Source organism: Thioclava dalianensis, assembly GCF_000715505.1.
GTDB classification, from domain to species: Bacteria; Pseudomonadota; Alphaproteobacteria; order Rhodobacterales; family Rhodobacteraceae; genus Thioclava; species Thioclava dalianensis.
In genome coordinates this window covers 26,378-43,620 of record NZ_JHEH01000014.1, presented here as the reverse complement: position 1 = coordinate 43,620, position 17,243 = coordinate 26,378, and the positions used below count along the sequence as shown (strand labels likewise).

Sequence of the window (17,243 nt, the reverse complement as noted above, 5' to 3'; positions counted from 1 at the left end):
CAGGCTAAAGGGAATATGTCAGTGAGCGGTTAATCCAGCTGGCGTAAATCCGGACATTTGTCGCTAAGGTCTTCGGGTTCGGCGGTGCGGCGGGTCAGCCCTGCGAAATCGAACAGCCCGGTATCGCAGAGATGCGAGGGACGGGTGTTCATCAGCGCCCGGAACATCTTTTGTCTGCGGCCCGGAGCGGATTTTTCCCAGCCGTCGAGGATCTGCTTGACCTGTTGGCGCTGCAGCCCGTCCTGACTGCCGCACAGATCGCAGGGAATGATCGGATAATTCAGCGCACGGGCGAATTTCTCGCAATCGGCCTCGGCCACGAAAGAGAGCGGGCGATAGACGAACAGATCGCCCTCTTCGTTCACCAGCTTGGGCGGCATTGTCGCCAGCCTGCCGCCGTGGAAGAGGTTCATCATGAAGGTCTCAAGGATGTCGTCGCGGTGATGACCCAGCACGACCGCAGAGCAGCCTTCTTCGCGCGCGATCCGATAGAGATTGCCGCGCCGCAGCCGCGAGCAGAGCGCGCAATAGGTGCGGCCGGCAGGCACCTTGTCCATCACGATCGAATAGGTGTCTTGATACTCGATCCGGTGCGGCACGCCCATCTTGTCCAGAAACTCGGGCAGCACGGTCGCAGGAAAGCCCGGCTGGCCCTGGTCGAGGTTGCACGCCAGCAGCTCGACCGGCAAAAGCCCGCGCCATTGCAGCTCGTGCAGCACCGCGAGCAACGTGTAGCTGTCCTTGCCGCCCGACAGGCAGACGAGCCATTTCGCGCCGCGCTCGATCATCCCGTATTGCTCAATCGCCTCGCGGGTCTCGCGCACGATGCGCTTGCGCAGCTTCTTGAACTCCGTGCTCGCGGGGGCGCCTGCGAAGAGCGGGTGGATCGGGCTGTCTTCGTCGTCAAGCATCGGGGTCGTCCTTGCGGTGAGCGTCGCAACGATGGGTCGCGTCGAATTGCGGGTCGGCGCCGGGCACCGGGTCATAGCCATGCCCGCCCCAAGGGTTGCAGCGGGCGATGCGCCGCAGGGCAAGCGCACTGCCGCGCAGCCCGCCATGGCGCTCGAGCGCCTCCAGCGTATAGGCCGAGCAGGTCGGTTGGAAGCGGCAACCATGTCCGATCCAAGGGCTCAGCAACAGGCGATAGGCCTGCACGGGCAGCGATAGGATATGGGCGAGAGGGCTCATGAGGCCACCTTGCGCGGTTTGGCGCCCGGTTTGCGGCCTCGGGGACGGCGCGGCTCGATGGGCAGGTCGTGGATCACGTTCAGCGCTTCCCCCAGATCGGTGCAGAGCGCTGCGAAATCGCGGGTGGCAGTGGCTTCGGGGCGTCCGATGAGTACGTAATCCCAGCCCGGGCGACCAGCCTCTGGCAAGACGGCGCGCGCAATCTCGCGAAGCCGCCGCTTCGCCCGGTTGCGGGCCACAGCGTTGCCGAGCTTCTTCGAACAGGTAAAGCCAATGCGGATCAGGCCGGGCGGGACCGGTTCCGCGGGATCGCGCAGGCGCGCCTGCAGCAAAAAGCCCGGCATGCCCTTGCGCTGGGTCACGGCCGCGCGCAAGAATTCACTGCGCTGGCGCAGAACCGCGATTGGACGGTCCGGGAGATGCGAGCGGATTGCGGCCATCGGTTCAGATCCTCAGCAGCGCAACGCAAGACATTCGACACCCCGACATGAGCAAACCGCCGGGATGCGACCCGCATACCGATCCTGAAGATCGGCCACGAGCGCCTCCGGCGGCGTCATCGAGCCAGTTTAAAGCTCTCGTCGGCTTATGCCGACAGAGATTTACGGCCCTTGGCGCGGCGGGCGTTAAGAACCTTGCGGCCGGCCTTGGTCGCCATACGGGAACGGAACCCGTGACGGCGTGCGCGAACGAGGTTCGACGGCTGGAACGTGCGTTTCATCCTGGTCACTCCGGTTGCGGCCCCTGAATGCGTGGATTCGAGACCTGCTGTTATTCGAAGCCCGGTCTCTAGCGACCCGGTCCCTGCAAGTCAATTCTGCGGATGCTTTTTTTTGCCTTTTTGCGTCTGCGGGTCAAAACGTGATGCGTCACGGGGTTTTGCGTTTTGCGAGAGGCGCTTAATTTCGCCTCCGGGCGCTTGCGGTTGCGTCACCGGCAGTGTGAGGCGTAAAGATGCATAGAACTGGTGGCCTTGGGGGCTTGTACAAGTGATAGGCGGATGGCGGTAAATACACTTTCCGGGCGTTTTCTCATCCTGACGACGGTGTTTGTCGTGCTGGCGGAGGCATTGATTCTGCTGCCCGGCTTGGCAAATTTCCGCGAGGATTACCTGCTCACGCGCCTTGAGCGTGCGCAGATCGCGTCGCTTGCGCTGCTGACCACCAACACCACGATCGAGCCCAATCTGGAAAAAGAACTGCTGTCGAACGCAGGTGTGTTCAACGTTGTGTTGCGGCGCAATGCCGTGCGCCAGCTTGTTCTGTCCTCCCCGATTCCCTCGCCGGTCACCGAAACCTATGATCTGCGCAATTCGACCGAGTGGACTCGGATACGAGACGCAGTCCATGCGCTCTTTGATTCGGATAACAATGTGATCCGGGTTTTGGGCGAACCCGTGCAGCAGGGTGGGATCGTGATCGAGGTGACGCTGGCCACAGAGCCGATGCGCATTGCGATGGTCGAATACGGGCTGCGGCTGCTGTCGATCTCGGCGGTGTTCTCGGTGATCACGGCGCTATTGTTGTTCTTCTTGGTGCGCCGCCTGATGGTGGTGCCGATCAAGCGGCTGGTGGCGCATATGGCGTCTTACGCCGAGGCGCCCGAGGATGCGCGGCGCATCATTTCGCCCGAGGCGAGCGTGGAAGAGTTGCGCGTGGCCGAAGAGGCGCTGGCCTCGATGCAAAAGCAGCTCACTGCCTCGCTGCGCCAGAAAGAGCGCTTGGCCCAGCTTGGGCAAGCGGTGGCCAAGATCAGCCACGATCTGCGTAATATCCTCACGACCGCGCAGCTTTTCGCGGATCGCATGGAAAGCTCGGACGATCCCGGCGTGAAACGGGCGGCGCCCAAGCTGACCGGCTCCATCGAGCGCGCGATCAACCTGTGTGAGACCACGCTCGCCTTCGGCAAGGCCGAGGAGCCGCCGCCGACGCTGTCACGCTTCATGCTGGCGGAGCTGGCGCAGGAGGTGCTTGAGAATGAGGAGCACCCGGCAGAGAACCCGCTGGTCGATCTGCTCGCCGATGTACCGCCGAATCTCGTGATTCGGGCGGATCGCGAGCAGCTCTACCGCGTACTCAACAATCTTGTGCGCAATGCGCGTCAGGCGATCGAGGCCACCGGCAAGCCCGGCACGATCGAGGTCGGAGCGGGGGAAACCGTAGAAGGCTGGTGGATCCGGGTGCAGGACACAGGGCCGGGCCTGCCCGAGCGGGCTCGCGAGCATCTCTTCAAGCCTTTCTCCGGCGGTGTGCGGCGCGGTGGGACCGGGCTGGGTCTGGCCATCGCCGCCGAGCTGATCCGCGGTCACGGAGGTCGTCTGGATCTTGTGCGGACCGATGAGACGGGGACCGAGTTCCGGCTGTTTCTGCCCTCCGCCGAGGGTCTGCTGTGCAGCACGGACAAGCATCCCCCCCACGAGGATTGAGCGCGCCGCGCCCAGAGCGACATTTCCCGACGATTTTCGGAATTCGCGGGTTTTTGCCCTTGCAACGCCCCGCCACGCCCGCTAAATCGCCCCCAACGGACCCGTAGCTCAGCTGGATAGAGCACTTGACTACGAATCAAGGGGTCGGGCGTTCGAATCGCTCCGGGTCCGCCATTTCCTTCTTTCTATGATGCGGCGGACAGCGTTGATCTGTTTGGGTCAGTCGTGATTGCGACAGCGCGCCGGACGCAGCTGTGAAAGGTCGCAAAGGGCGGACTGGTCGCGCCTCAGCTCCCCCTACGTTTTGCGCCGCCCTGCCATTATCCAACGCGACAAGGGCCGTCTCGCGGCTGTGCGTCGAGCGGCCCGCAGAAGCGGCGTGAGGGGAGATGCGCGCGCGCTTGCGCGACGATATCGGGTTTGACATCGTCGCGGCGCTTCGCGTGGCTTGGCCGTCGGGTCTCGGAGTTAGTCCTGCGCGACGCCCTGCACCAGGACCGGCTCGAAATAGGTCTTCGAGCGACCGCCGATGGTGATCGGATCGATCATGGCCACGCATTTCTGATAATGGGCGGTCTTGCGATGATCTTCGAGCGCGTCATCGCTTTTGAAGATTTCATAGACGAAGAAATTATTCGCGTCCTCGGGGTCGTGCAGCAGGTCGAAGCGCAGATTGCCCGGCTCTTCGCGGGTGCCGTCGCAATTGATCTTGAAGGCTTCGAGAAACGTCTCGCGGGTGCCCGGCTGCACTTTGATATTCACCAGTTGAATCAGCATTCAGAAATCCTCTCATTTTGTCTTACGTGCCCGGTGCACGCCACATGGATTGGGTCACGCTCTCGGCAACCAATTCGCGTTGCGCGGCATAGGCGCGCGCCCAGCGTGTGCCTGCTGCGTCGTAGAGATCGCGCAAGGCGCGGTTCGGTTCGTATTTATCCTCGATGCAAGACCATGCAGCCCCCGCTTCCATCAGCGAGCCGAATTGGCCCGCTCCGGTGGCAGCGGCTGCAGCACAACCCAATGCGGTGGCTTCCTTGACCTTGGAGGTCACGACCGGAAGGCCTGTCACATCCGCAAGGATCTGCGACCAATGCGGGGATTTCGACGCGCCCCCGGCAAAGACGATGCGCGCCGGGCGCTGGCCGGTCAGGTCAAACACGGCCTCAAGGTTGCGATGCGCAACGATTGCCGCGTTTTCCTGAAGCGCGCGGAAGATCGCGGCGGGGCCGGATTTCTCGGGATCGAGCGAGAGATTCAGCAGCGACGGTGCTGCGTGAATCCACTCGTTGTAGCGCATCACATCGGACAGGATCGGGATGATCCCATGCGCGCCGGGCGGTATGTCTTTCGAAGCGGCTTCCAGCTCGGAATAGCCCCGGCCTTGCCCGAAGGCATCGCGGAACCAGCGCATCGCGGCTCCGGTGAAAAAGCTGATCGCCTCGGCCTGATTGAGGTGAGGGACCACATGCGGGTTGATCCGCAGCTTCATGCTGGGATCGGTGAGGGTCAGCGGCACATTGACCACCTGCTGCCAGAACGTCCCGCCCAGCACCGCGCAATCGCCATCCTCAACGATGCCCAGCCCCAGCCCGCCGATCTGGCAATCCCCACCACCCGCCACAACCAGCGTGCCCGGCGCAAGTCCGGTCTGCTCGGCTGCAGCTTCGGTTACGGTGCCCACGCATTCGCCCGTCACCACGCTGCGCGGGAAGATATCGGAGCGCAGCCCCAGTTTGTCCATCGCATCGGCCAGCACCCGGCGATCGGCAAGTCCGATCAGCCCGGTTGTCCCGGCATTTGAGGGCTCGGAGGTCAGCTCTCCCGAGAGCCGATACAGCACCCAATCCGAGAGCATCGTCAGCGCCCGCGTCCGCTCCAGAATCTGCGGCATGTGGCGGCGCAGCCAGATCAGCCGGGGCAGGGCGCCAAGCGCGTAGGTCTGGCCCGAGCGCGCATAGATGTCTTCCTCCAGCCCCGGATAGTCCCGCTTGAGTTCGCGGACCTCGGCATCGGCGCGCGCATCGACATTCGCGCAGGCCCAGATTTCCGCACCGCTCTCATCATGAAGCACGAAGGCTTCGCGCATCGAAGTGGCGCTGACCGAGACGATGGCCTTGGGGTCGACACCCGATTTGGTGATCACTTCGCGGCAGCAGCGCGCCAGGGCTGTCCAATTGCCTTGCGTGTCGAAATCCATCGATCCGGGATAGCGTGGATCGCTTGCGTGCCACCATTCCTGTCCGGCGGTTGCGATCTCGGCGCCGGTCTCGTCGAAGAGGACGGCGCGTCCGCTCCCGGTTCCGGCATCAAAAGCGAGGAAATAGCGCATATCAGTCCTCCGCGGCATCGAGAAGGGACAGCGCAGTTGCCTCATCTGTCACCAGAATATCGAGAATTTGGCCGCGCAACGCGGCGAGGATCGGGGTCACCTTGTTCGGCCCGCCCGCCGCGCCGATCACCTGCTCGCAATCGCGCAATTGGACGAGGTCGACGCCGATCACGCGCTCATGCAGTGGCAGTTCCATGTCCTGCCCGGTCCGGTCGTAGAACCGGCACAGCACATCGCCGCGCGCACCGCTGCGGCGCAAGGGCTCGATCTCGCCCGCGGTGATGTAGCCTTGCGACACGACGGTCGCTTGCTCTGAGATGCCGCCGATCCCTACGAGCTTGTAATCCGCTGCAATCGCCTGATTGAGCAGCGACGAGATCGCAGGCTCGCGCAGCAGGGCGGCGGCCAGTTCCGGGGTTGAGACGACGAGCGGCGCGGGGATGATGTTGGGGGTGCGATCCCAATGCGCCTCGCGCATCCCCTGCACATAGGTCTGCACGCCGCCGGTCAGGGAAAACAGCTCGATGCGGCGCTCATGCACGACATGGCCGAGCACGCGGATCGCGTTGGATACGGTCGCGCCCCAGCCAACCGCGAGGCTGTCGCCCGGATTGAGTTTCTGCATCAGGAAGGTCGCCGCGGCCTGCCCGATCCGTGCGTCGATATCTGCGCCGGTGCTGTCGGGGATCACGCGGCAATCCTTGAGGCGGAACCGCTCTTGCAGCCGCGTCTCGATCTCGAGGCAGCCCTGCTGGCGCGAATTGATCCGCACCTCGATCAGCCCGGAGGCGCGCCCCGCATCGAGCAGCCGCGACACTTTGATCCGCGAGAGGTTGAGTTGATGGCCGACTTCGCTCTGCGTCAGGCCGTCATTGTAATACAGCCAAGCGACCCGCGCGAGCAGGGCGTCGTCCGCTTCATTCAACGCAAGCTCTTCCATGGTGATCGATCCTCCGAGGCAGTCAGTCACTGTTCAAATAACTCGTTACAAAATCATTTGAACAAGTCAACCGCTCAATTTTGCCGCGATGCAGCGTAAAAAATGAGCTAAAAAATGTTGACAGGACGCATTCCAGGTGAACAGATGTTTTTACGTAAAACAGATGAACAATCTGGATTTGGGGTGCTGGGCGAAGGAGACGCTATGACATCTGTGCTCGCAGAGCTTGGCCGGGTTTCGAAAAGCTACGGCAACGTGCCTGTGCTCAAGGGCGTGGATTTCGAGGTGCGTGCCGGAGAGGTTCATGCGCTTCTGGGCGGCAATGGGGCTGGCAAATCCACCTTGATGAAGATCCTTGCCGGTCTGATCGCGCCCAGTGCCGGGCGCGTCTCGATTGGCGGGGCGCCGCTGTCTCCGGCAACGCCCGCTCAGGCGCAGGCGATGGGGCTCTATCTGGTGCCGCAAGAGGCGCATATCTTCCCAAATCAAAGCGTTCTCGAGAATATCTGCATCGGCCTGCCACGCCGGGCGGAGGCCTATCGCACCCGTATCCGTGATCTGATCGCAGAGCTGGGCGTGGCGCTCTCGCCTGATGCCAAGGCCTCGACGCTCGAGATCGCCGACCGTCAGGTCGTCGAGATTCTGCGGGGTCTCGTGCGCGAGGCGAAAGTGTTGATCCTCGACGAGCCGACCTCGGCGCTGACGCCGCATGAGGTAGAGACGCTGTTCGAGCGGATGCGGGCCTTGCGCGAAACGGGCCATGGTCTTGTCTTCATTTCCCATAAGCTGCACGAGCTGCGCGCGGTCAGTGACCGGATCACCGTGCTGCGTGACGGCTATGTGATGCATAGCGCCAAGATGTCAGAGAGCGGCGATGCCGAGATCCTGGCCGCGATGAGCCCCGGCGTCGGAGCCCTGCGTGAGCGGCGCGCCGACCGCGCCCGGGCCGAGCGCAAGACGCTTGAGGTCACAGGGCTCTGCGGCGAAGGCTTCGTCGATATCTCCTTCGATCTGCATCATGGAGAGGTGCTGGGCTTGACCGGTGTGGTCGGGGCAGGGCGCACCGAGCTGGCCGAAACGCTTGTCGGGCTGCGGCCGCGCGCTGGCGGAAAGATCGCGCTGGAGGGGCGGCCCTTTCTGGCCCGCACGCCGCGCGAGGCCGTGCGCCAGAATGTCGTGATCCTGTCGGAGGATCGGCAGCAATACGGGCTGTTCCTCGATGCGCCCCTTTTCTGGAATACCTCGTCGCTCGTTCATTACCTGTTGCCCTTCGTGCTGCGTCCCAGCGCGGAGCGGGCGCGGTTTGAGGGCTATCGCAAGACGCTTGGCATCAAATGCGAGACGGCGGATCAGCCGGTGCGTAGTCTCTCCGGCGGCAACCAGCAAAAGGTGCTGCTGTCGAAATGTCTCGCGGCCAAGCCACGGGTTTTGATCCTCGACGAGCCCACGCGCGGTGTCGATGTCGGCGCGCGCAACGATATTTACGAATTGATCGAACAGCTTGCCGATGCGGGCACGGCGGTGTTGCTGATCTCGTCCGATTTCGACGAGGTCGTGCGCCTGTCCGACCGGATCGCGGTGATGGCGGGCGGGCATCTCGTTGGTGCGCTTGCGGGCGGCAGCAGCACGGACGAGATCGCGCAGCTCGCCTTCGAATCCAAGGAGGCCGCCCATGCTTGAACGGATCGCCCGCGAACGAGTCGCGACGTTGTTTCTTGTGACCGTGATCGTGTTGCTTTTGGTCGGCATGGCCGCACCCGGCTTTTTGTCGGCGCGCACGGCGTCGATCATCTGGTCGAACGGTCTGGTGCTCATGCTCGTGGCACTCGGGATCTTCCCGGTGATCCTTACGCGCAATATCGATGTCTCGGGCGGGTCGGTGCTTGGCCTCTCTGCGGTGACGCTTGGGCTGACGGTGAATGCCGGGGCGCCGCTGCCGGTCGGGATCGCGGCGGCGCTTGGCGCGGGCGCTGCGGCAGGCGCGCTCAATGGCGGGCTCGTGGCGTTGCTCGGTGTGCCCTCTATCGTGGCGACGCTTGGCACGCTTGGCCTGTTCCGGGGCGTGATGCTGATCGCCACGGGCGGCGAGTGGATCGAGGAGCTGCCGCAGGGCGTCAAAGACCTCGCGGATAAAGGTTTCTTTGGACTGTCGGCAATCGGGATCGTGGCATTGGCCGTGATCGTCGTGGTCTGGCTGGTGCTGCGGACACGGCGCGGACGCTGGATCTTTGCGGTGGGCGACAACCGGGAGGCCGCGCGCCATCTGGGCCTGCCGGTGCGCCGAATCGAGTTCTTCGCCTTCGTCTGGGCAGGTTTGATGTATGCAATCGCGGGCATCGCCTTTGCGGCGCAGATCGGGTTTGTGCCCAATCAGGCGGGCTCTGGCTTGGAACTGCGAGCGATCGCGGCGCTTGTGTTAGGCGGTATCAGCCTGTTGGGCGGGGTCGGCTCAGTGGCGGGGGTGGTGATCGGCGTGATCTTCTTCACCTCGATCGACACCGCGCTCGTCTTCCTCAAGATCCCGGCCTATTGGAACGACCTTATCGGCGGCGCGATGTTGCTTGCGGTGCTGCTGATCGACGGTCGGTTACGGATTGCGCTCGAGGCCCGAGATCGGGCCGCGCGCTACCGCCGAGGCGGAACGCAGCCATCGAAATCCCGTGATCTGGAGGAAGCGGCATGAAGCGTCTCATGATGCGGTGGGAAGTCCTTTTGCTCGGCATTCTGGTTCTTGAACTGGCGGTCTTCGGAGCAATTAACCCGCGCTTTCTCAATCTCGGCTCACTGCTCTATGGCACCTCGGATTTCGTCCAGGTGGGTATCGTGGCAGTGCCGCTCACGCTGGTGATCATCGCAGGCGGGATCGATGTGAGCTTTGCCTCCACGGTTGGTCTTTGCGCAATCACGTTCGGGATCGCGAATTTCTTCGGCATGCCGCTGGCCGTCTCGCTGGGCGTCGGGTTTGCGACGGGCGCGCTGGCGGGGCTGCTCAACGCAACGATTATCCGGCTGACGCGGTTGCAACCGCTCGTGGTCACGCTGGGCGGGCTTTACATGTTCTCGGGGGCGGCAACTGTGCTCTCGGGCGTGGTCGGCGCGAATGGCTTTGACGGGATCGGCGGCTTTCCGGCTGCGTTCACCGGGCTTGGCTATCAGATGATCTTCGGCCTGCCGATGCCGCTTTTCGTGTTCCTCTCCTTCTCACTGGTGATGCTGGTTTTGTTGCATGTCACGCGCTTCGGGCGGCTGGTGTTCCAGATCGGCCAGAACGAATCCGCCGCCCGCCATGCGGGGATGCCCGTCGCGCGGGTTCAGATGCTGACCTATGTGATCACCGGGCTCGCCGCTGCACTGGCAGGGCTTCTGCTCTCGGCCTATTTCGGCTCGGCACGGGTGGATCTGGGCAAGGCCACGCTTTTGCCCGCGATCACGGCAGCCGTCCTTGGTGGGGCGTCGATCTATGGCGGTCAGGGCTCGGTGATCGGCACCATCATCGCCACGTTTATCATCGGCTATCTGCAGCAGGGCCTGCAGATGAGCGGAGTTCCCAGTCAGGTTTCCAGCGCGTTGTCCGGAGCGCTGCTGGTTGTCGTCGTCGCAATGCGCCACGGGGCGCCCTTGCTGCGCGAGTTCATTCCGGTGCGGCCGCGTCCGTCAGAATGACGCGCGCCCAAAGAGTTCAGAGGAGGAGAACTGAAATGCGTAAAACGACCAAATGGATGATGAGCACCCTTGCGGCGGGGATGCTGATGGCCAATTCGGCCTCGGCCGCGGATATCGCCTTCATTCCGAAGCTTGTCGGGGTGGGCTACTTCACATCGGGCGGCAAGGGGGCCGTCGAGATGGGCAAGAAGCTTGGCGACAAAGTCACCTATGACGGCCCGACCGAGCCCAGCGTTTCGGGGCAGGTTCAGTTCGTGAATAACTTCGTTAATCAGGGCTATAAGGCCGTGATCGTTGCCGCAGTCTCGCCTGATGGTCTCTGCCCGGCGCTCAAGCAGGCAATGGCACGCGGCGTTCTGGTGATGACTTGGGACTCGGATGTGAACCCGGAATGTCGCTCCTACTACATCAACCAAGGCACGCCGGCGCAGCTGGGCGGCATGCTGGTGGACATGGCCTCGGATGGTCTGAAGGGCAAGGATAAGGCCAAGGTCGCCTTCTTCTATTCTTCGCCCACGGTGACCGATCAGAATGCATGGGTCGCGGCGGCCAAGGAAAAGATCGCCAAGGAGCATCCCGGCTGGGAGATCGTGACCACGCAATACGGCTATAATGACGCGCAGAAATCGCTTCAGACCGCTGAGGGTATCCTGAGCGCCTATCCCGATCTCGATGCGATCATCGCGCCCGATGCCAATGCGCTGCCCGCAGCTGCTCAGGCCGCCGAAAACCTTGGTAAGGCGGGCAAGGTGACGATTGTCGGCTTCTCGACGCCCAACGTGATGCGCCCTTATGTCAAGCGCGGCACGGTCAAGCGGTTCGGCCTGTGGGACGTGACCAAGCAAGGCGCGATTTCGGTGGCCGTGGCCGATCACGTGCTGAAAGACGGCCCGCTTCAGGTTGGCGATACGATGAACGTGCCCGGCGTGGGTGAGGTGAAGGTCTCGCCCAACTCGGTGCAGGGCTACAACTACGAGGCCAAGGATAATGGCATCGTCCTGCTGCCCGAGCGTGCCGTTTTCACCAAGGACAATATCGACAACTTCGATTTCTGATCTCTGGTGACGTGATCTGGCGAGGGCGTGGAGATGCGCCCTCGCAAATATGTTGAGAGAGGAGCCGCTGATGCAATCGCGCTGGAATGACGCCGACGCCCGCAAATTCGCCGAGGCCGCCGAAGCGGCGGGACAACCCGCAGCGCTGGGCCTGCGGGTCTATAGCTCGCGCCTGATCGGACAGGATCCCGATCTGGTGCTGCACGGGGGGGGCAATACCTCGGTCAAGATCCCCGATGCGCCGGGCAAGCAGATCATCCATGTGAAGGGTTCGGGCTGGGATCTGGGCGATATCGAGGCGCCCGGGCTGCCTGCGATGTGGCTGGAGCCGCTGCTGGAGACCCGCGCGATTGCGCATATGTCGGACGAAGAGATGGTCGCCTTTTTGCGCCGCCATCTTCTTGATCCGACCGCGCCAAACCCCTCTGTTGAGGCGCTGCTGCACGCCTATATGCCGCAGGCTTTCGTCGATCACAGCCACGCCACGGCCATCCTCGCGCTGGCCGATCAGGAGGATATGGAGCCGGTGGTGCGCGAGATCTATCGCGGTCGGGTCGGCTTCGTGCCCTATGTCATGCCCGGCTACGCGCTCAGCCATGCCTGTAATGATGCGCTCGCGCGCGATCCGAAGGTCGAGGGGCTTTGGCTGGAGAAACACGGGCTTTTCACCTTTGCGGAGACCGCGCGCGACAGCTATGAGCTGATGATTGAGTTCGTCACCGCCGCCGAAGAGTTTCTGGCGGCGAAAGGGATCGAGGTCGAGGCCCCGCAGACCAATGACGCGCCGATGCCCGAAGAACTTGCCGCAGCTCTGATCGAGGCACTGGCCGCGCAAGGGGCGCTGGGCACCGCGCCTGCGGTCGATTTCCGCTCGACGCCTGCAATCCGGCGCTATCTTGGGCGCGAAAATCTGGCGGAACTGGCGATGCGCGGCACTGCGACCCCGGACCATGTGATCCGCATCAAGCCGTTTCCGATGATCCTTGAGGCCGGCGATGATGCCGCCGCGATCACGCGGAAGCTGGCCGAATATGCCGATCGTTACGCCGCCTATTTCGCGCGCAACGCGCCCAATGCTTCGGAGCCGAAAACCATGCTCGATCCCGCGCCGCGCGTGGTGCTTATGCCGGGGGTGGGGCTGTTCGGTTTGGGCGCAAATGACAAGGCGTCGCGGATCGCGGGCGATCTGCTGGAGCAAACGGCGCGCATCGTGAATGCCGCGGAGGATTACGGCCGGTTCGCGCCGATCTCCGAGGGCGAGCTGTTCGATATGGAATATTGGTCGCTCGAACAGGCCAAGCTGAAGAATTGAGACCGCGCGTCTCGCCTTGAGAGGGCCTCCGCCCGCCTTAGCCCGCTGCCGTGAATCTGGCCGCGAGCCCTGCGATCAGCCCGCGCAGCCAAGCATGGCCCGGATCACGGCGCAGATGGGGGTGCCACGCGATCTGGCTGGGAAACGTGCCAAGATCGATCGGAACGGGCAGGTTGCGCAGCCCATAGGGGCCTGCGGTCATGGCGGCCACCCGGGCGGGCACCGTGGCAATCCCGCCCAGACGCGCGACCGTGGGGGCGGCTGTCAGGAAATGCGTGACCTCGACCGTGGTGTTGCGGCGCAGCCCGGTCGCCTCGGTGCGCTTGTAAACCCCCGTGCGCCATTTGCCGGGCGGGGCGATGACGACATGGGGGAGCGTCTCATAGAGCGCGCGGTCGAGCGGCGCGCCATCGGCCAAGGCCTGCGGCGCGACGATGCAGCGAAACCCGTCATTGATCAGCTCTGAGACCACGAGATCTTCGGGCGGTGCGTGAAACCGCCCGACGGCCAGATCAAACGCATGCCCCGCAAGGACGCGCGGGTCGAGATCCGGGCCGATGGGAGAGATTTCGAGGCGTGCCGACGGGGCCTCTTGTGCGAAGGCGGCGGCCAGTTCCGGGGCCAGCACGATTTCGGCATAGGGGCCAAGCAACAGCCGGAAGCGGCGCGTGGTGCGTGCCGGGTCAAAGGGTTCGGCGGCGCGGAAGGCCTGTTCCAGCCGCTCCAGCCCGGCGGCGATGTCGGGCGCGATCTCAAGGGCCTTCTCGGTCGGCTCCACGCCGTAGCGCGCGCGCAGAAACAGCTCATCGCCCAGCACCGCGCGCAGCCGCGACAGCGCCGCGCTCACGGTACTTTGGGATTGACCGAGCCTCTGGGCTGCGGCGGTGACATTGCGTTCTTCCATGACGGCATGGAACACGCGCAGAAGCGAGATATCGGGTGTCATATATCCAATATATCGATTTCTGACGTGGCCTGCATCAATTTCTCGTTTGTTAAATGCAACCTATCTTTGCCTAGACGCGTTGATGGCCCGAGACAGACAGGGCCGGAGACGCCTTGAACCGCAGACATGAAGGAGGCCAAAAAATGGCACGCATTCTTATTCTCTCGACCGCGGCACAGGCCCTCGGCGACACCGGCAAATCCACAGGCGTCTGGTATGAGGAACTGGCGACTCCGTATTACGCCTTCCTTGACGCCGGGCATGAGGTCAAACTCGTCACGCTCGCGGGCAAACCGGTCCCGATTGATCCGAACTCGGATGTGACGGGCGATGACGCGCCCGCATCTGTCACCCGTTTCCGCGAAGATCCGGTGGCCTCGGCGCTTTTGGCAAACCCTGGCCGCCTCGAGGATGAGGACGTGACCGCTTATGACGCGCTTTATATTCCGGGCGGTCACGGCGCGATGTACGACCTCGCCGAGAGCGATGTCGCCGCCAAGGCGATTGGCGCTGCTTGGGATGGCGGCAAGGTGGTTGCCTCGGTTTGTCACGGTCCGGCGGCCTTCGCGAAGGTCGTGGACAAAGATGGCGTGTCCATCGTGAAAGGGCGCAAGGTCTCGGCCTTCACCGACAGCGAGGAGCGTGGCGTGGGCCTTGCCGATGCCGTGCCCTTCCTGCTGGAAACCCGCCTGCGCGAGCTGGGCGCGCAGTTTGAAAGCGTGGGCGACTGGCAGCCCCATGCGGTGGTCGACGGGCGGCTGGTGACGGGCCAGAACCCGGCCTCTTCTGAGGCGGCAGCGGAAAAAGTGCTGGCTCTGCTGAGCTGACGACACAGGGCGCCTCCCGGATCGGGGGGCGCTTTTTTCGTTCACACTGTTTTCAAAGAGGCTGAGATGTCGAAAATCATTCTTATCACCGGTGCCTCCTCTGGCATCGGCGAGAGCTGCGCGCGCCATGCGGTCGCGGCGGGCCACAAGGTCGCCTTGGCCGCGCGGTCGAGCGATAAGCTGGAGGCGCTCGTCACGGAGCTGGGCGCTGAGAACGCGCTGGCGCTGCCGACCGATGTGACCGATCCCGAGGCGCAGGAGCGCATGGTGGCGCGTGCGGTTGCACATTACGGTCGGCTCGACGTGGTGCTGGCCAATGCAGGTGTCGGCGCATCGGCGCGCGGGACCGAGGCCGCCCCGGTCGAGAGCCTGCGCGAGATGATCGAGCTGAATTGCCTTGCGGTGACCTATACCGCGAAATTCACCCTGCCGCATCTGCGCGCGTCAAAAGGGCATATGGTGCTGACCGGTTCCAAAGCCTCGCAAGGCCCGATGTGGGGCTCGGTCTATTCGGCAACCAAATGGTTCATCCGGGGCTATGCCGACAATCTTGGCGAGGAACTGGGCGCAGCCGGGGGGCGCGTCACCTGTCTGCATCCGGGCATGGTCGACACGCCCTTCTTTGATGAGGCGAAACCCGATGCGCTGCGCCCTGAAGATGTGGCGCGGGCGTTCCTCTTCGCGATCGAGCAGCCCGAATACGTGTTGATCCCGCATCTGCCGGTCTATCCAAAACCGAAGCAGCCCTGATCCGATCAGGGCCGCCTCGGCGTGGCGATCACGACCAAGGCGTGACGAGGTATTTCTCGCCCGTCTTCATGGTCCGGTAATCACTCACGGCCTCTTTGGTCAGCATCTCTTCAAGATTGACGCGTTTCTTATAGTGGCTGGCGAAGGTGGTCGTGAGATTGTCGCGCACGCGCTTGCGCATCCGCGCGACAGTTTCTGCCCCGGCCGATTGCAGGAACGGGAACAGCAGCCAGCCCGAAAGCGTCCAGCCAAATCCGTAGCTCGGAGAGAGCGTGGTCGCGCCAGTGTCGAGCCGTCCGTAGATGAACATCCGCTTGGGCTGGTTTGAGCCGTAGCGCGAATACTCGGACATCCGGCTCACGGCGACGCGCTCCATCGCCTTGAAGGCCGTGTCGACCGAGGTGCCGCCGCCGATCGGATCGAAGCCGTAGAACGCGCCGGTATCGTCAATCGCAGCAGTGAGTTGCGCCATGAAGTCATCCTGCGACGAGTTGACGACATGAGTGGCGCCGATCTTCTTGAGCAGTTCGACCTGATCGTCCTTGCGCACGATATTCACCAGACCGAGGCCGTCTTCTTGGCAGATGCGGGTCAGCATCTGGCCAAGGTTCGATGCCCCGACCGTGTGCAGGATCGCGTCCTGCCCGTCCATTTTCGCATTCTCGGCAAATCCCAGCGCGGTCATTGGGTTGACGAAACTGCTCGCCCCTTCTTCAGTGCTATGATCGCCCAGCGGCAGGCACATGCCCGCATCGGCGGTGCAATATTGGCTATAGGCATTGCCCGGCACGCAAGAGACGCGCTGGCCCATCAAAGCTTTGGCCGCGTCGCTGTCGCCGGTCGCAATCACCGTGCCCGCGCCCTCATTGCCTGCGGGCAGCTTGAGCCCATGACGCGCCTTTGAGCCCGCATTGTAGGGTTCGGGCACAGTGGCCACGAATTTGCCGGGCGAATAGGTCGCGTTCTCCATGTCGGCGGCCCCCACGAGGATGGCGAGATCCGACGGGTTGATCGGCGCCGCTTCCATTTTCACCAGCACCTGATTGCCAGTCGGGTCGGGGAAGCTGACGTCCTCAAGGGCGACGGTGAGCGTGCCGTCTGCCTCCAGCGTCGTGAACAGTTGTTTGCCGGTGGTTGCCATGTCGATCTCCTGATCTCGGTATCGCTGTGAAGCTCTGCCATCGGGGCCGGGTGCGAGCGCACTTTTGACCCGATGGCTGCTGCGCTCTCAGATAGGGCCGCCCGCGCTCAAAACGACCATAAAGCGCGGGCGGTGACGCCACGGCGCGGAGCGTTTGGCGTGCCGGATCGGTTGTGATCCGGCGTCCGGGTCATGCAGCCTCGGCCTGCACCTCGCGCGCCCACCCCGCCTTGATTGGGCGGGCGCCAAAAGCCGGATGGCGAGCGCTTGGGTTCAGGCTGTGCGGATCTGCGTGCGCCAATGCGTGTGTAGCGCTTCGATATCGCCGCTGGTCAATATCGGCATCGCGCGTCACCAAGGCGCGCGTCCCGAGGATGGCACCATCCCCGACTTTCACGCCCGGCATGATGATGGCTTCCGACCCAATCCAGACATCATGTCCGATGACCGTGTCCCCGGCGGGACGAAACCTCTGAATGATCGGGATGTCTGCGGATCTACAAACTGGGCGTGACCGCAGATGGGCGGCACGCGGATGCCCCGAGCTTTGGCGCGGGGCTGTATTCAGAGAGTTCGGTCTGCAGATTTCATCTGGTCTTTGCCGTGTTCAACGTAGGGAGAGAGACTCTCGGCGATCCGCTGTGGCAAGTCGGAGGATCGCCTGACG

The 17,243-nt window shown here is 63.4% G+C and carries 17 protein-coding genes, 1 tRNA gene and 1 pseudogene; 9 read left to right on the top strand and 10 right to left on the bottom strand.

The features are described from left to right. Nucleotides 1–29: 29 nt before the first annotated feature. The 4 genes from ttcA to rpmH all read right to left on the bottom strand — a co-directional run bounded on the left by ttcA (nt 30) and on the right by rpmH (nt 1,909). Nucleotides 30–911 carry a tRNA 2-thiocytidine(32) synthetase TtcA gene (gene ttcA / locus DL1_RS12120; RefSeq protein WP_038066525.1) on the bottom strand — a complete coding sequence of 294 codons (882 nt, stop codon included), beginning with the start codon at nt 909–911 and terminating at the stop codon, nt 30–32. Beyond that, the gene (yidD, locus tag DL1_RS12115; protein ID WP_051693519.1) at nt 904–1,188 is read right to left on the bottom strand and encodes a membrane protein insertion efficiency factor YidD; all 285 of its coding nucleotides are present in this window, start codon (nt 1,186–1,188) and stop codon (nt 904–906) included. The genes ttcA and yidD overlap by 8 nt, the downstream gene beginning before the upstream one ends. Beyond that, entirely contained in the window at nt 1,185–1,628 is a 444-nt protein-coding gene (rnpA, locus tag DL1_RS12110) for a ribonuclease P protein component (protein ID WP_074854836.1), read from the bottom strand. The genes yidD and rnpA overlap by 4 nt, the downstream gene beginning before the upstream one ends. A 146-nt stretch (nt 1,629–1,774) precedes the next feature. Then, on the bottom strand, nt 1,775–1,909 hold the full coding sequence (rpmH, locus tag DL1_RS21220) for a 50S ribosomal protein L34 (protein ID WP_074854838.1): 135 nt from the start codon (nt 1,907–1,909) through the stop codon (nt 1,775–1,777). 279 nt (nt 1,910–2,188) lie between these two features. Between rpmH and DL1_RS12105 the strand changes: the two genes are divergently transcribed. Then, nucleotides 2,189–3,613: a sensor histidine kinase gene (locus DL1_RS12105; protein ID WP_038066523.1), complete on the top strand. Its 1,425-nt coding sequence runs from the start codon at nt 2,189–2,191 to the stop codon at nt 3,611–3,613. Nucleotides 3,614–3,710: 97 nt separating this feature from the next. Beyond that, nucleotides 3,711–3,787: transfer RNA gene (locus tag DL1_RS12100), tRNA-Arg, on the top strand. A gap of 294 nt (nt 3,788–4,081) precedes the next feature. Here the strand turns inward: DL1_RS12100 and DL1_RS12095 are convergent. Genes DL1_RS12095 through DL1_RS12085 form a run of 3 tightly spaced genes read right to left on the bottom strand, consistent with a single transcriptional unit; the run spans nt 4,082 to nt 6,882 of the window. Further along, entirely contained in the window at nt 4,082–4,390 is a 309-nt protein-coding gene (locus tag DL1_RS12095) for an antibiotic biosynthesis monooxygenase (RefSeq protein WP_038066520.1), read from the bottom strand. A 22-nt stretch (nt 4,391–4,412) separates the two neighbouring features. Next, complete coding sequence (gene lsrK, locus DL1_RS12090; protein ID WP_038066518.1) at nt 4,413–5,942, bottom strand: autoinducer-2 kinase; 1,530 nt, start codon at nt 5,940–5,942, stop codon at nt 4,413–4,415. Between the two features lies 1 nt (nt 5,943). Next, nucleotides 5,944–6,882, bottom strand: coding sequence for a sugar-binding transcriptional regulator (locus DL1_RS12085; protein ID WP_038066516.1), 939 nt, complete (start codon nt 6,880–6,882; stop codon nt 5,944–5,946). Nucleotides 6,883–7,086: 204 nt separating this feature from the next. On the opposite strand from DL1_RS12085, the gene lsrA reads away from it, so the two are divergent. The 5 genes from lsrA to DL1_RS12060 all read left to right on the top strand — a co-directional run bounded on the left by lsrA (nt 7,087) and on the right by DL1_RS12060 (nt 12,912). Next, entirely contained in the window at nt 7,087–8,562 is a 1,476-nt protein-coding gene (gene lsrA / locus DL1_RS12080; protein ID WP_038066513.1) for an autoinducer 2 ABC transporter ATP-binding protein LsrA, read from the top strand. Beyond that, entirely contained in the window at nt 8,555–9,565 is a 1,011-nt protein-coding gene (locus DL1_RS12075) for an ABC transporter permease subunit (protein WP_038066511.1), read from the top strand. The genes lsrA and DL1_RS12075 overlap by 8 nt, the downstream gene beginning before the upstream one ends. Then, complete coding sequence (locus DL1_RS12070) at nt 9,562–10,545, top strand: ABC transporter permease subunit (RefSeq protein ID WP_038066508.1); 984 nt, start codon at nt 9,562–9,564, stop codon at nt 10,543–10,545. The genes DL1_RS12075 and DL1_RS12070 overlap by 4 nt, the downstream gene beginning before the upstream one ends. A gap of 35 nt (nt 10,546–10,580) precedes the next feature. Further along, nucleotides 10,581–11,600, top strand: coding sequence for an autoinducer 2 ABC transporter substrate-binding protein LsrB (gene lsrB / locus DL1_RS12065; protein ID WP_038066505.1), 1,020 nt, complete (start codon nt 10,581–10,583; stop codon nt 11,598–11,600). Between the two features lie 70 nt (nt 11,601–11,670). Next, entirely contained in the window at nt 11,671–12,912 is a 1,242-nt protein-coding gene (locus DL1_RS12060; protein ID WP_038066503.1) for a class II aldolase/adducin family protein, read from the top strand. Nucleotides 12,913–12,949: 37 nt separating this feature from the next. Here the strand turns inward: DL1_RS12060 and DL1_RS12055 are convergent, their stop codons facing one another. Continuing rightward, nucleotides 12,950–13,858 (bottom strand): LysR family transcriptional regulator, encoded by a 909-nt coding sequence (locus tag DL1_RS12055; protein ID WP_038066499.1) that lies wholly within the window; start codon nt 13,856–13,858, stop codon nt 12,950–12,952. Between the two features lie 143 nt (nt 13,859–14,001). On the opposite strand from DL1_RS12055, the gene DL1_RS12050 reads away from it, so the two are divergent. Both DL1_RS12050 and DL1_RS12045 read left to right on the top strand, forming a co-directional pair. Further along, nucleotides 14,002–14,685, top strand: a complete 684-nt coding sequence (locus DL1_RS12050) for a type 1 glutamine amidotransferase domain-containing protein (protein WP_038066498.1) — start codon at nt 14,002–14,004, stop codon at nt 14,683–14,685. Nucleotides 14,686–14,751: 66 nt separating this feature from the next. Further along, nucleotides 14,752–15,435 carry an SDR family oxidoreductase gene (locus tag DL1_RS12045; RefSeq protein WP_038066497.1) on the top strand — a complete coding sequence of 228 codons (684 nt, stop codon included), beginning with the start codon at nt 14,752–14,754 and terminating at the stop codon, nt 15,433–15,435. Nucleotides 15,436–15,463: 28 nt separating this feature from the next. On the opposite strand, the gene DL1_RS12040 is transcribed toward DL1_RS12045, so the two are convergent. After that, nucleotides 15,464–16,576 (bottom strand): zinc-binding dehydrogenase, encoded by a 1,113-nt coding sequence (locus DL1_RS12040; RefSeq protein WP_038066494.1) that lies wholly within the window; start codon nt 16,574–16,576, stop codon nt 15,464–15,466. Between the two features lie 337 nt (nt 16,577–16,913). Next, nucleotides 16,914–17,045: pseudogene (locus DL1_RS21610) on the bottom strand (DapH/DapD/GlmU-related protein); the annotation flags it as partial. Nucleotides 17,046–17,243: the final 198 nt, after the last annotated feature.

Bases quoted from the DNA above. Each gene is read 5' to 3' on its own strand.
- lsrA (WP_038066513.1), top strand. From the start codon at position 7,087: ATGACATCTGTGCTCGCAGAGCTTGGCCGGGTTTCGAAAAGCTACGGC.
- DL1_RS12085 (WP_038066516.1), bottom strand. From the start codon at position 6,882: ATGGAAGAGCTTGCGTTGAATGAAGCGGACGACGCCCTGCTCGCGCGG.
- rnpA (WP_074854836.1), bottom strand. From the start codon at position 1,628: ATGGCCGCAATCCGCTCGCATCTCCCGGACCGTCCAATCGCGGTTCTG.
- lsrB (WP_038066505.1), top strand. From the start codon at position 10,581: ATGCGTAAAACGACCAAATGGATGATGAGCACCCTTGCGGCGGGGATG.
- DL1_RS12070 (WP_038066508.1), top strand. From the start codon at position 9,562: ATGAAGCGTCTCATGATGCGGTGGGAAGTCCTTTTGCTCGGCATTCTG.
- rpmH (WP_074854838.1), bottom strand. From the start codon at position 1,909: ATGAAACGCACGTTCCAGCCGTCGAACCTCGTTCGCGCACGCCGTCAC.
- DL1_RS12055 (WP_038066499.1), bottom strand. From the start codon at position 13,858: ATGACACCCGATATCTCGCTTCTGCGCGTGTTCCATGCCGTCATGGAA.
- DL1_RS12040 (WP_038066494.1), bottom strand. From the start codon at position 16,576: ATGGCAACCACCGGCAAACAACTGTTCACGACGCTGGAGGCAGACGGC.
- DL1_RS12105 (WP_038066523.1), top strand. From the start codon at position 2,189: ATGGCGGTAAATACACTTTCCGGGCGTTTTCTCATCCTGACGACGGTG.
- lsrK (WP_038066518.1), bottom strand. From the start codon at position 5,942: ATGCGCTATTTCCTCGCTTTTGATGCCGGAACCGGGAGCGGACGCGCC.
- yidD (WP_051693519.1), bottom strand. From the start codon at position 1,188: ATGAGCCCTCTCGCCCATATCCTATCGCTGCCCGTGCAGGCCTATCGC.
- DL1_RS12075 (WP_038066511.1), top strand. From the start codon at position 8,555: ATGCTTGAACGGATCGCCCGCGAACGAGTCGCGACGTTGTTTCTTGTG.
- DL1_RS12060 (WP_038066503.1), top strand. From the start codon at position 11,671: ATGCAATCGCGCTGGAATGACGCCGACGCCCGCAAATTCGCCGAGGCC.
- DL1_RS12050 (WP_038066498.1), top strand. From the start codon at position 14,002: ATGGCACGCATTCTTATTCTCTCGACCGCGGCACAGGCCCTCGGCGAC.
- DL1_RS12095 (WP_038066520.1), bottom strand. From the start codon at position 4,390: ATGCTGATTCAACTGGTGAATATCAAAGTGCAGCCGGGCACCCGCGAG.
- DL1_RS12045 (WP_038066497.1), top strand. From the start codon at position 14,752: ATGTCGAAAATCATTCTTATCACCGGTGCCTCCTCTGGCATCGGCGAG.
- ttcA (WP_038066525.1), bottom strand. From the start codon at position 911: ATGCTTGACGACGAAGACAGCCCGATCCACCCGCTCTTCGCAGGCGCC.